Origin of the sequence: Actinomycetospora straminea (assembly GCF_028737255.1) — a bacterium.
Classification (GTDB): Bacteria; Actinomycetota; Actinomycetes; order Mycobacteriales; family Pseudonocardiaceae; genus Actinomycetospora; species Actinomycetospora straminea.
Genome location: NZ_JAQZAN010000016.1, coordinates 89,172 through 101,026, shown reverse-complemented (window position 1 = coordinate 101,026; position 11,855 = coordinate 89,172). Strand labels below are relative to the sequence as shown.

At 76.7% G+C, this 11,855-nt stretch carries 10 protein-coding genes; 8 read left to right on the top strand and 2 right to left on the bottom strand.

The window, feature by feature from the left end:
* Positions 1–38: 38 nt before the first annotated feature.
* Together PH190_RS20955 and PH190_RS20950 are read left to right on the top strand one after the other, a co-directional pair.
* Entirely contained in the window at positions 39–1,055 is a 1,017-nt protein-coding gene (locus tag PH190_RS20955) for a pirin family protein (protein WP_274233461.1), read from the top strand.
* A 170-nt stretch (positions 1,056–1,225) separates the two neighbouring features.
* A complete protein-coding gene (locus PH190_RS20950) occupies positions 1,226–2,611 on the top strand; it encodes an FAD-binding oxidoreductase (protein ID WP_274233460.1) in 1,386 nt (461 codons plus the stop codon).
* A 58-nt stretch (positions 2,612–2,669) separates the two neighbouring features.
* On the opposite strand, the gene PH190_RS20945 is transcribed toward PH190_RS20950, so the two are convergent.
* Both PH190_RS20945 and PH190_RS20940 read right to left on the bottom strand, forming a co-directional pair.
* Positions 2,670–2,990, bottom strand: coding sequence for a DoxX family protein (locus tag PH190_RS20945; RefSeq protein ID WP_274233459.1), 321 nt, complete (start codon positions 2,988–2,990; stop codon positions 2,670–2,672).
* Between the two features lie 77 nt (positions 2,991–3,067).
* On the bottom strand, positions 3,068–4,888 hold the full coding sequence (locus PH190_RS20940) for a gamma-glutamyltransferase family protein (RefSeq protein ID WP_274233458.1): 1,821 nt from the start codon (positions 4,886–4,888) through the stop codon (positions 3,068–3,070).
* Positions 4,889–5,011: 123 nt separating this feature from the next.
* On the opposite strand from PH190_RS20940, the gene PH190_RS20935 reads away from it, so the two are divergent.
* The 6 genes from PH190_RS20935 to PH190_RS20910 all read left to right on the top strand — a co-directional run bounded on the left by PH190_RS20935 (position 5,012) and on the right by PH190_RS20910 (position 11,837).
* Entirely contained in the window at positions 5,012–5,431 is a 420-nt protein-coding gene (locus PH190_RS20935) for a DoxX family protein (RefSeq protein ID WP_274233457.1), read from the top strand.
* Positions 5,432–5,513: 82 nt separating this feature from the next.
* Positions 5,514–6,950 carry a M20/M25/M40 family metallo-hydrolase gene (locus tag PH190_RS20930; RefSeq protein ID WP_274233456.1) on the top strand — a complete coding sequence of 479 codons (1,437 nt, stop codon included), beginning with the start codon at positions 5,514–5,516 and terminating at the stop codon, positions 6,948–6,950.
* A 58-nt stretch (positions 6,951–7,008) separates the two neighbouring features.
* Positions 7,009–7,977 carry an SDR family NAD(P)-dependent oxidoreductase gene (locus PH190_RS20925; protein WP_274233455.1) on the top strand — a complete coding sequence of 323 codons (969 nt, stop codon included), beginning with the start codon at positions 7,009–7,011 and terminating at the stop codon, positions 7,975–7,977.
* Between the two features lie 391 nt (positions 7,978–8,368).
* The gene (locus PH190_RS20920; protein ID WP_274233454.1) at positions 8,369–9,118 is read left to right on the top strand and encodes a hypothetical protein; all 750 of its coding nucleotides are present in this window, start codon (positions 8,369–8,371) and stop codon (positions 9,116–9,118) included.
* 11 nt (positions 9,119–9,129) lie between these two features.
* Positions 9,130–10,440 (top strand): M16 family metallopeptidase, encoded by a 1,311-nt coding sequence (locus tag PH190_RS20915; RefSeq protein ID WP_420791683.1) that lies wholly within the window; start codon positions 9,130–9,132, stop codon positions 10,438–10,440.
* Entirely contained in the window at positions 10,437–11,837 is a 1,401-nt protein-coding gene (locus PH190_RS20910; RefSeq protein WP_274233453.1) for a M16 family metallopeptidase, read from the top strand. Before PH190_RS20915 ends, PH190_RS20910 begins: the two co-directional genes overlap by 4 nt.
* The last annotated feature ends 18 nt before the right edge of the window (positions 11,838–11,855 follow it).

The following is an 11,855-nucleotide window of genomic DNA, read 5'->3' as shown; positions in this document are numbered from 1 at the left end:
CCGTGCACTCCCTCCGGACAGGGCGCACCATCGAGGGCGTGAGCAACACGGAGGTCGCGCCGCCGGAGTTCGCGAGCGCGGCGGACGGGACGGACGGGTCCGTCGAGGTCCTGACGCCCCGCGCGGTGCCCCTCGGCGGGCCGCGGGCGATGACGGTGCGCCGGACGCTGCCGCAGCGGGCGCGCACGTTGATCGGCGCCTGGTGCTTCGTCGACCACTACGGCCCCGACGACACCGCGGCCTCGGGCGGCATGGACGTCCCGCCGCACCCGCACACCGGGCTCGCGACGGTGAGCTGGCTGTTCACCGGCGAGGTCGAGCACCGCGACAGCCTCGGCACCCACGCCCTCGTCCGTCCCGGCGAGCTCAACCTCATGACCGGCGGGCACGGCGTCGCGCACTCCGAGGTCAGCACCCCCGACACGACGGTGCTGCACGGGGTCCAGCTGTGGGTCGCGCTCCCCGACCACGCCCGCGATGTGCCCCGCGACTTCGTGCACGTCGTGCCGGAGCCCGTCGCCCTCGACGGCGCCACCGCCCGCGTCTTCCTCGGCACCCTCGCCGGCGCGACGTCGCCGGTGCCCACCGCGACCCCGCTGCTCGGCGCCGAGCTCCTCCTCGAGCGCGGCGCGCACCTCGCGCTGCCCGTCGACCCCGCGTTCGAGCACGGCGTGCTCGTCGACCGGGGGCGGGTGGCGCTGCAGGGGCAGACCCTCGAGCGCGGCGAGCTCGGCGTCCTGCCACCCGGCCGGACGACGGTCGAGCTGACCGCGGACGACCCCGACACGGACCCCGACACGGACCCGGCCCGCCTCGTCCTCCTCGGCGGCCCGCCGTTCGGCGAGGAGATCGTCATGTGGTGGAACTTCGTCGCCCGCAGCCACGAGGAGATCGTCGCGTTCCGCGCCGCGTGGGAGGCCGGCGACGAGCGCTTCGGCGAGGTCGCGGGCTACGTGGGTCGTGACGGCCGCACCGGCGACGCCGCCCGTCTGCCCGCGCCCGCGCTGCCGCACGCCACCATCCGCCCGCGCGGCAACCCGTCCCGCGGGCACTGAACGGCGAGCACCGACGGCCACGGTCCGTCAGCACCATCGCCGGTCGGATCTGACGGAGCGTCACGATCCGGCGACCAAACTTGGTCTTGTAGCACCCTGCGTGACTCTCTAGCGTCGTCGTCACCGGCAGCATCACGCTGACGGACCAGTCAACGATCACGGAGCGTGCGATGACCGAGCTGGGTGCCCCGACCGCCGCGGTCGACCAGGACGACGCACTGGCCGAGCTGCGCCGCAGCGTCGCCGGCCCGGTGCTCGGCCCCGAGGACGTCGAGGTGGTCGCGGAGCTCGCGGCCTACAACCTGGGCCCCGAGCACGCCCCGGTCGCGGTCGTCGGGGCGACGGGCGCGGAGGACGTCGCCGCCGCCGTGCGCTGGGCCGCCGCGCGCGGCATCCGGATCGGCGTCTTCGCCACCGGGCACAGCGACGTGGCCCAGCGGGGCACGCTCGTCGTCACCACGCGGCGCATGGACCGCGTCGACGTCGACCCGGTCACCCGGCGGGCGACCGTCGGCGCCGGCGCGAAGTGGGCGCGCCTCGTCGAGGCGGCGGCGCCGCACGGGCTCGCGGGCCTCAACGGGTCGACCACCGACGTGGGCGTCGTCGGCTACGTCGTCGGCGGCGGCGTCGGGCCGTTCACGCGGACGTACGGCTACGCGAGCGACCGGGTGCGCCGCGTGCAGCTGGTCACCGGGGACGCGACGATCCGCGAGGTCACCGCCGAGTCCGACCCCGAGCTGTTCGACGTGGTGCTGGGCGGCAAGGATGCGGCCGGCATCGTGACCGAGGTCGAGATGGAGCTCATCGAGCTGCCGTCGCTCTACGGCGGCGGCCTGATCTACGAGGCCGCGGACATCCCGGCCGTGCTGCACGCCTGGCGCGCCTGGGCGCCGACGCTGCCCGAGGAGACGACGACCTCGGTCGCGATCCTGCGGGCGCCCGACATCGAGGCCGTCCCGCCGCCGCTGCGCGGCCGGACGGTCGCCCACCTGCGCGTCGCCCACCTCGGGAGCGCGGAGGAGGGGCGCGAGCTCCTGGCGCCGATGCGCGCGGTCGCGACGCCGATGATGGACATGATCGACGTCATGCCCTACGCCGCGATCGACGCGATCCACATGGACCCGGTCGACCCGATGCCCGCCTGGGCCGACGGTCGCTTCCTGACCGGCCTCGACGAGGACCTCGTCGACGCCGTGCTCGCGATGGCCGGCCCCGACCAGCAGCTCCCGCTCTTCCTCGTCGAGCTGCGCCACATCGCCGGCGCGATCGAGCGCGGGACCCGGGGTGTCGGGACCCGCGAGGCCCGCTGGTTGGCCGGCGTCGTCGGGCCGTTCCCGCCGGAGCTGCGCGGGGTGGTGCCGGCGGTCGCGGAGCAGCTGCTCGACGCGCTGGCGCCGTGGACGGCGCCGCAGACCAGCCTCAACTGGATCAACCCGGCCGTCGCCGCGGCGCGCCCCGAGCTCGTGTGGACGCCGGCGACCCGCGCGCGCATCGACGCCGTGTGTCGCCGGGTCGGCTCGGCGGGCGTGTTCGGGGGCCCCGGGCTGGGGCTCTAGGGGACTTCTCCGGTCGGGGATCGGAGCCGGGGGGCGGGGAGGGCCCGCGAGGCCGGCGTCAGCCGGCCTCGCGGTGCACCCGCAGCGCGTGGGCGATCATCGGCGCCTGCAGCGGCAGGCGACCGAACGCCACCGCGCGCCAGGGCCACGAGCGGTGCCGCCAGTCCCACGCCATCTGCACGTTCGCCGGGAACACCGCGACGAACAGCGCCGCCGCCGCGAGCGCGCCGAGCCGGCGGGTGCGCGGCACCGCCACCGCAGCCCCGACGGCGAGCTCGGCGACGCCGCTGGCGTAGGTCCAGAACCGCGCCGAGCCGGGCAGCCACGGCGGCACGATCGTGTCGAACGGCTGCGGCGCGACGCCGTGCAGCACGCCCATGGTCAGCAGGCCGCCGGCGAGCAGGGCCCCCGGGACGGGGAACGGGTCATGATCCGCACCCTGGCAGACCGTCGCCGTCAGCGCCCGACCGCGTAGCCCTGCATCCCCCGCGGGTTCGCCGCGCCCCACCGCAACCCGCGGGACCGGTCGATGCCCACCGCCGAGAGCCGCCCGAGCGACCACGGTCCGCTGCGCGTCACCCGGTGGCCGCGCCGCTCGAGCCTGGCGACGACGGCCTCGGGCAGCCGGTCCTCGACCACCGCGCCGCCGGGCTCGCGCCCCCGCGGCCAGAACGAGCTGGGCGACGACGTCGTGTGCAGCGCCGGCGCGTCGATCGCCTGCTGCGGGTCGTAGCCGCCGACGAGCGTGCGCAGCAGGTAGAGCAGCTGCCACTGGTCCTGCTGGTCGCCGCCGGGCGAGCCGAGGGCGGTGACGGGACCGTCGTCGTCGAGCACGAGCGTGGGCGTCAGCGTGGTGCGCGGGCGACGCCCGGGCGTGAGGGTCGAGGGCAGGCCCTCCTGCAGCCACGTCATCTGCAGCCGGGTGCCGAGCGCGAACCCGAGCTCGGGGACCGTCGGCGACGACTGCAGCCAGCCGCCCGACGGCGTCGCCGAGACGATGTTGCCCCAGCGGTCCACGACGTCGACGTGGCAGGTGTCGCCTTTGGTCTCGCCGGCGAGGGTGACGGTCGGCTCGCCGACGGTGCCGTCGGTGGTGCCGCCGGTGCCCGCACCGGCGAGCGCGAGGTCGGCGAGCACCGGGTCGCGCCCGCCGAGGCGCCCGGGGCGCAGGTCCGAGGAGGCCTCGTCGGTGATCAGGGCGCGGCGGGCGGCGACGTAGTCGGGCGCGAGGAGGTCGGCGAGGAGGTCGGCGGGGTCGACGAGGTCCGCCGACTCCCCGAACCAGGCGTCGCGGTCGGCCTGGGCGAGCTTGATCGCCTCGAGGGCGAGGTGGGCGCCGGTCTCGCCGCCCGGGTCGAGGTCGGCGTCGTCGAAGCCCTCGAGCACGGCCAGGGCGGCGAGCAGCGCGGGGCCCTGCCCCCACGCCGGCGTCTTGGCCACCCGCCGGCCGCGGAACGACCCCACGGCGGCGTCGACGACCCGCGCCCGGTAGCCCGCGGTGTCGGCCACGGTGAGCACGCCCGCGTGGTCGGTGCCCGAGGAGTGCCGGTGGGGCGTGCGGGCCGCCGCGGCCAGCGCCTCCGCGACGAAGCCCTCGGCCCACACGGTGCGCACGGCGTCGATGCGCGCGGCCCGGTCGCGGCCCTGCGCGGCGGCGGCGAGCCGCTCGAGGGTGTCCGCCCACGCCGGGTTGCGGACCACCTCGCCCGGCCGGGGCGGCCGCCCGTCCGGCATCCACAGCGCCGCCGAGGTCGGCCAGTGCTCGCGGAACAGGTCGGCGACCGTCGCGACCGTCGAGGACAGCCGCGGCACGGCGGGCACCCCGTGGCGGGCGTAGTCGATGGCCGGCGCGAGGACGTCGCCGACCTCCCAGGTCCCGTGGTCGCGCAGCAGCAGGAACCACGCCTCGACCGCCCCGGGGATCGCGGCCGCCAGCGCGCCCGAGCCCGGGACGCGCTCGAGGCCCTGGTCGCGGTACGCCGCGGCGGACGCGGCGGCCGGCGCCGGGCCCTGCCCGTCGAGCACCCGGGGCGTCGGGTCGTCGGCGGTGGCGAACACCGCCGCGACGTCACCGCCCGGCCCGTTGAGGTGCGGCTCGGTGACGTGCAGGACGAACGCCGCCGCGACCGCGCCGTCGAACGCCGTGCCGCCGCGCTCGAGCACGCCCATCGCGGTCGCGGCCGCGGCCCAGTGCGTCGCCGCCGCCATCCCGACCGTGCCCTCGAGCACCGGGCGCGTCGTGAAGTCCGGTGGGGGTGTCCAGCCCGCAGGGATCATCGGGCCAGCGAAGCCGATCGCCGCGCCGGACAAAAGTACGGCCGAGCAACCATAAAGTATTGACGTAGGACTCAAGTTCCCGCCAAGCTGTCGGCACCGCCCCGCCGCCCCTGGAGGACCGAGATGACCGCCGCGACCGCCCCGACCCCGTCGACCACGTCGGCCCCGGCCCGTTCCCGCGGAGTGACCATCGCGCTGTGGACCCTGCAGGTGCTGCTCGGGCTCGTGTTCGTCGTCGGCTCCGGCGCACCCAAGCTGTTCGGCGAGGCCTACGCGGTGCAGATCTTCACCGACCTGGGCGCGGGCCAGTGGCTGCGCCACGTCGTCGGCGTGCTCGAGGTCGCGGGCGGCATCGGCCTGCTCGTGCCCCGGCTCGCGGGCCTCGCCGCGGCGTGCCTGGTGGCGCTCATGGTCGGCGCGACGGGCGCGCAGCTGTTCTTCCTCTCCGAGGGCTTCTGGTACACGCCGGTGATCCTCGGCGTGCTGCTCGGCGTCGTGACCTGGGTGCGCCGCGCCGAGATCCCGCAGACGTTCGCCCGCTGACCCCGAAGGCTCCCGCCCGGCCGCCGCCCGACCCGGTGGCCGGGCGGTGTCGTGCGCGCCGGGGCGAACTAGCGTGGCCGCCATGACCACCGAGGCCACCGGAGCCAGCACCGGCGCCACCCCCGGCGCCACCGCCGAGTCCGCCGCCGTCGCCGCCCGCGCCGAGGCGTTCGTGGCGGACCTCCAGGAATGGCTGCGGATCCCGTCGATCTCGGCCGATCCCGGCCACCACGACGACGTGGCCCGCTCCGCCGCGTGGCTCGCCGAGCGGCTGCGCGCGGAGGGCTGGCCGCAGGTCGAGGTGTGGGACGACACCGACGCGCTGCCCGCGGTGTTCGCCTCGTGGCCCGCCGCCGACGCGGACGCCCCGACCGTGCTGGTCTACGGGCACCACGACGTCCAGCCCGCCGACCTCGCCGACGGCTGGTCGTTCGCTCCCTTCGAGCCCGAGGTCGTGGGGGAGGAGCTGCGCGGCCGCGGGGCGTCGGACGACAAGGGCCACCTGGCGATGGTCCGGCTCGGGGTCGCCGCGCACCTCGCCGCGACCGGCGCCGACGGCCCGGCCGTGCACCTCAAGCTCCTGGCCGAGGGCGAGGAGGAGTCCGGCTCGGCGTACCTCGACGCGCTGCTCGCGGCGCATCGCGACGCGCTGGCCTGCGACGCGATCGTCGTCACCGACACCGGCATGGTCGGCCGGGACGCGCCGACGGTCTGCACGGGCATGCGCGGGATGGTCGACACGGAGATCGTCTTCCGCGGCGCGTCGGTGGACCTGCACTCCGGGCAGTTCGGCGGCGCGGTACCCAACCCCGTCACCGAGCTCGCCCGCCTCGTCGCGGCCCTGCACGACGACGACCGCCGCGTGCAGGTGCCCGGCTTCTACGACGACGTCCGCCCGCCCACCGACGCCGAGCGCGCCGCCTGGGCCGCGCTGCCCTTCGACGAGCCCGCGTGGCTCGCGGGTTCGGCGGCGGGCGCGCAGGCCACCGCGGGCGAGGCGGGCTGGAGCACCTACGAGCGGCTCTGGGCGCGCCCGACCGCGGAGGTCAACGGCCTGCACGGCGGCTACGGCGGCCCCGGCCACAAGACGATCGTCCCGCACTCGGCGACCGCCAAGCTGACCTTCCGGCTCGTCGCCGACCAGGACCCCGCGCGCGTGCTCGAGGGCGTCCGCGCGTTCGTCGCCGCGCACACCCCGCCCGGCATCAGCGCCGAGGTCATCGCCGGCGGTCCCGGCGTCCCGCCGCTGATCTGCGACGTCGACTCGACGCTCGTGACGACGATCCGGGAGGCCATGGGCGTGGCGCTCGGCGCCGAGGTGCTGCCGGCGCGCGAGGGCGGCAGCGGCCCGGAGGCGCTGCTCGCCACCGAGCTCGCCGCCCCGCTGGCGTTCCTCGGCGTCATGCTGCCCTCGGACCGCATCCACGCCCCCGACGAGCGGGCGGTCCTGCCCCTGCTGCTGGCGGGTGCCGAGGCGACCGCGCACCTGTGGCGGATGCTGGGCGACCGCGGCGTCTGAGCGCCGGCGTCGCCGCGGGTTTGCGTTCGAGCGCACTCGAAGTCCTAGCGTCGGTGGCGTGATCGAACAGCAGCACCCCATCGGTTCCGGCTTCGGCAAGGACACCACCGCCGCGGAGGTCCTCGCGGGCCTCGACCTCACCGGCCGGCTGGCCGTCGTCACCGGCGGCTACTCGGGACTCGGGCTCGAGGCGACGCGCGCCCTGACCGCGGCCGGCGCGCACGTCGTCGTCCCCGCCCGGCGTCCCGAGGCCGCGAAGGAGGCCCTCGACGGCCTCGAGCGTGTCGAGACCGACGCCCTCGACCTCGGCGATCCGGACAGCATCGCCGCCTTCGCCGACCGCTTCCTCGCGTCGGACCGCGCGATCGACATGATGATCGACAACGCCGGGATCATGGCCACCCCGGAGATGCGCGTGGGCCCGGGCTGGGAGGCGCAGTTCGGCACCAACCACCTCGGGCACTTCGCGCTGGTCAACCGCCTCTGGCCGGCCATCGCGCGCGGGCGGGACGCCCGGGTGGTCTCGGTGTCGTCGCGGGGGCACCACCGCTCGCCGGTCCGCTTCGACGACCTCGACTGGCGCGCCGAGCCCTACGACAAGTGGCGGGCCTACGGCCAGGCGAAGACCGCGAACGTCCTCTTCGCCCTGCACCTCGACCGGCTCGCCGCGCCGCAGGGTGTGCGGGCGTTCTCGCTGCACCCCGGCGGCATCCTGACCCCGCTGCAGCGCCACCTCCCGCGCGAGGAGATGGTCGCGCTCGGCTGGGTCGACGAGGACGGCAACCCGACCCCGGAGGCCGCCGCGGGCTTCAAGACGCCCGAGGCCGGCGCCGCCACCGAGGTGTGGGCCGCGACGTCGCCGCAGCTCGCGGGCCTCGGCGGGCTCTACCTCGAGGACTGCGAGGTCGCCACGGTCGCGCCGGAGGCGGGCGCCGGAGGCGTGCGGCCCTACGCGATCGACCCCGACGCCGCCGCGCGCCTGTGGGCCGTGTCGGCCGAGCGGACCGGGGTCGACGCCTTCTCCTGACGTCTTCTCCCGACGCCTCCTCCCGACGCCTCCTCCCGACGCCGCCCGACGTCATCCGATCGTGTCGCGCGGGGCTCCCGCCGAGGACCCGCGACGGAAGATCACCCGCACGGCGGCCTCAAGGTCGCGGGCCCGTCGCTCTCCGGTGGGACGGGCCCGCGCCGACGGCCGCGGGGCCGGGTCGACCGTGCCCGGATCGCCGTAGCAGACGCCGGATCGCGTGTGTGGTGGATGCCTCGATCGTGGGAGCGTCGCGGGTGTTTGAATCCCGCTCGTGTCGTTCTCGGGAGCTGTGGCGGGCTCGCATCTGGATCGTTCCCACCTGGTGCGGGGCGGGGGTCGACCCACGGGTCGAGGGGCGCGCCGGCACCGCCGCGGTCCCGTGCTCGGCGTGCTCCTCGCGCTCGCGATCGGCGCGGGCGTGGCGCTCTGGCTGATCCTCGTGGCGAACCCCGTCGGGGCCCACGGTGACGGGGCCGACGCCGGCGCCGACGCGGCGCCCGCGGCCGTCGAGACCGTCGGCCCGGCCACCGTCGTCGCCACCGCCTCGTGCACCGGTGCGGACCCGCGCGACACGGTCGCCGTCGACGGCCCATCCGGGCGGCGCCTCATGCCGCTCGACGGGTGCGGCACCCCGATGGGCTCGCACCTCACCGTGCGCATGGCCTTCGTCGGCACCGAGCCCGCCGACGCGCCCGCCCGGGTGCTCGGCACGGGGTCGTCCGCCGCCCTCGTCGACCCCGACCCGGCCGAGTCCCCGCTCACCGACCGCCTCGCGATCCTGCTCACTGGCGTCGCGGGCCTGGGGATGGCCGGCCTGCTCGTCGCCGTGGTCCGCGAGCGCTCCCGCCGGGCGGCGACGGCCCCGGCGCGCCGGATCACCAGCCCCGCCCGGCGCGTCACCACCACCGCGAACGGCCCCGCGACCCCGCGCCCGGCGGCCCGCCGCACCGCGCACCGCCCGGCGGCGCGTCCCGGACGGTCGGGCCGGGCCGGGCGTCCCGCCGCCCTCGACGTCGGACGCCGCCAGCCGTCCGCGCGCACCACGCCCCGGGGGGCGGGACGGAGCACGGCACGGCCCCGCACCCGCGGCACGGCGGCCGGGCCGCGCCGTCCGGCCTCCGGGCCGCACCGCGATTAGTCTCTGATCGTGTGACCTCCAGCCTGACCGCCCCGAACAGGGCCGACAGCGGGCTGCAGCGCCGGGTGCTCGACAACGGCCTCCGTGTGCTGCTCGTGCCCGACCCTGCCGCCCCCGTCGTCGGCGTCGCCGTCCACGTCGACGTCGGGTTCCGCTCCGAGCCCGAGGGCCGGACCGGGTTCGCGCACCTCTTCGAGCACCTCATGTTCCAGGGCTCGGAGAGCCTGGAGAAGCTCGCGCACTTCCGCCACGTGCAGTCGTCGGGCGGGGTCTTCAACGGCTCGACGCACCAGGACTACACGAACTACTTCGAGGTCCTGCCGTCCGCGGCCCTCGAGCGCGCGCTGTTCCTCGAGGCCGACCGGCTGCGCGCCCCGCGTCTGACGCAGGAGAACCTGCGCAACCAGGTGGACGTGGTCAAGGAGGAGATCCGCCTCAACGTCCTCAACCGGCCCTACGGCGGCTTCCCCTGGATCCTGCTGCCGCCGGTGCTCTACGACACCTACCCGAACGCCCACAACGGCTACGGCGACTTCACCGACCTCGAGCAGGCCGACCTCGACGACGCCGCCGCGTTCTTCGACGCCTACTACGCGCCGGGCAACGCGGTGCTCACCGTCGTCGGCGACATCGACGTCGACGACGCCGCGACGCTCGTCGAGAAGCACTTCGGCGACATCCCGGCCCGCCCGGTGCCGTCGCGCCCGAGCTTCGCCGAGCCGCCGCCCGACGGGGAGCGCCGCGACGCCGTCGTCGACGCGCACGCCCCGCTGCCCGCGCTCGCGCTCGGCTACCGCCTGCCCGACCCGGCCAACGACCTCGACGGCTACCTCGCGCACGCGGTGCTGGCGAGCCTGCTCACCGACGGCGAGGCCGCGCGGCTGACCCAGCGCCTCGTCTACGGCGACCAGCTCGTCACCGACGTCTCGGCCTCCGCCGGGCTGATGGGCGCCCCGCTCGACGCCCGCGACCCCGACACCTTCACGATCACCGCCGTGCACCCCGCGACGGTCGACACCGACCGTGTCGTCGCGGCCGTCGACGACGAGCTCGCCCGGCTCGCCGCGCGGGGGCCCGACGCCGAGGAGCTGCGCCGGGTCACCGCGCGCTGGGCCTCCTCGCTGCACCGGGAGCACGACCGGCTGATGAGCCGCATGCTCGCCCTCGGCTCGGCGGAACTGGTGCAGGGCCGCGCCGAGCTGGCCGACGAGCTGCCCGGGCGCCTCGCCGCCGTCGAGCCGGCCGCGGTCGCCGCGGCCGCCGGCGCGCTGCGTCCCGACGCCCGCGCGATCCTCACCGTCACGCCGGGGGGTGGGCAGTGAGCGCGCCCACCAGCTCGACCCGACGCAGCGCCGAGGAGATCGGCAGCACGCCCACCGGGCCCCGCCCGCTGCCGCCGCTGGGGCCCCAGCGCGCGGTCCCCGCCCCCGACGAGGTCGACACCGTCCTCGCGTCCGGGCTGCGGGTCATCGCGGTCCGCCGGGCCGAGGTGCCGATGGTCGAGATGCGCCTGCGGGTGCCGTTCGCGGACGGCACGGGCCCGAACGGCAGCGGGGGCTCCGACCACCCCGCGGTCGCCGAGCTGCTCGCGACGACGATCCTGTCCGGCACCCGGCGGCGCAGCCGCGTCGGCATCGACGACGACCTGGCCGGGGTCGGGGGCGAGATCGGGTTCTCGGTCGACCCGGAGCGCCTCGCGGTGTCCGGGCACGCCCTGGCCGACGGCCTCGACACGCTGCTCGACGTCCTCGCCGACCTGCTCCTCGACGCCACCCACCCCGAGGACGAGCTGGCCCGCGAGCGCGAGCGCCTCGTCGAGCGGATCGAGATGGCGTCCGCGCAGCCGTCGGTGATCGCGCGGCGGGCGCTGCAGGAACGGCGCTACGGCACCCACCCGGTGACGCGGGAGATGCCGCGGCCGGAGGAGGTCTCGGCGGTGTCCGCCGACGCGGTGCGCGCCCTGCAGGCCGCGGCGCTGCTCCCCGGCGGGTCGGTGCTCGTCCTCGTCGGGGACCTCGACCCGGCCGGTGCCGTCGCCCGCGTCGAGTCCGCCCTCGCCGGCTGGTCGAGCGGGGACGCCGACGCGCTCGGGCCGCTGCCCGGGCTGACGGCGCAGGACCTGCTGCTGGTCGACCGGCCGGGCGCGGTGCAGTCGCAGCTGCGGCTCTCGGCGCCCGCGGTGGGCCGCAGCGACCCGCGCTACGGCGCGCTGCAGCTCGCGAACCTGACGCTGGGCGGCTACTTCTCGTCGCGGCTGGTGGAGAACCTGCGCGAGGACAAGGGCTACACCTACCACGCGTCGTCGTCGCTCGAGCTCGACCCGCACGGCGCGGTCCTGCTCGTCGAGACCGACGTCGCGTCCGAGGTCACCGCCCCGGCGCTGCTCGAGGTGCGCTACGAGCTGGGGCGCCTCGCGGTGGTCCCGCCGAGCGCCGACGAGGTCGAGTCGGCGCGGCGCTACCTCGTCGGCTCGCTGCTGATCTCGATGACGACGCAGGCCGGCTACGCCTCGACGCTCGCCGGGCTCGCCGCGTACGGGCTGTCGTCGGCGTGGCTGCGCGAGCACCCGGCGCGGATCGAGGCGGTGACGGTCGAGGAGGTCGCCGCGGCCGCCGCGACGTTCTACGCGCCCACCGCGTTCACCGGGGTCGTCGTCGCGGACGCCGCGAGCACCGCGGACGGGCTGCGGGCGCTGGGCGGCGTGGAGATCCGCTCGTGACGGGGACCGCGGGCCCGG

What these genes read in the sequence shown, in the direction of transcription:
- PH190_RS20950 (WP_274233460.1), top strand. Translation starts at nt 1,226, where the DNA reads ATGACCGAGCTGGGTGCCCCGACCGCCGCGGTCGACCAGGACGACGCA.
- PH190_RS20945 (WP_274233459.1), bottom strand. Translation starts at nt 2,990, where the DNA reads ATGGGCGTGCTGCACGGCGTCGCGCCGCAGCCGTTCGACACGATCGTG.
- PH190_RS20940 (WP_274233458.1), bottom strand. Translation starts at nt 4,888, where the DNA reads ATGATCCCTGCGGGCTGGACACCCCCACCGGACTTCACGACGCGCCCG.
- PH190_RS20935 (WP_274233457.1), top strand. Translation starts at nt 5,012, where the DNA reads ATGACCGCCGCGACCGCCCCGACCCCGTCGACCACGTCGGCCCCGGCC.
- PH190_RS20930 (WP_274233456.1), top strand. Translation starts at nt 5,514, where the DNA reads ATGACCACCGAGGCCACCGGAGCCAGCACCGGCGCCACCCCCGGCGCC.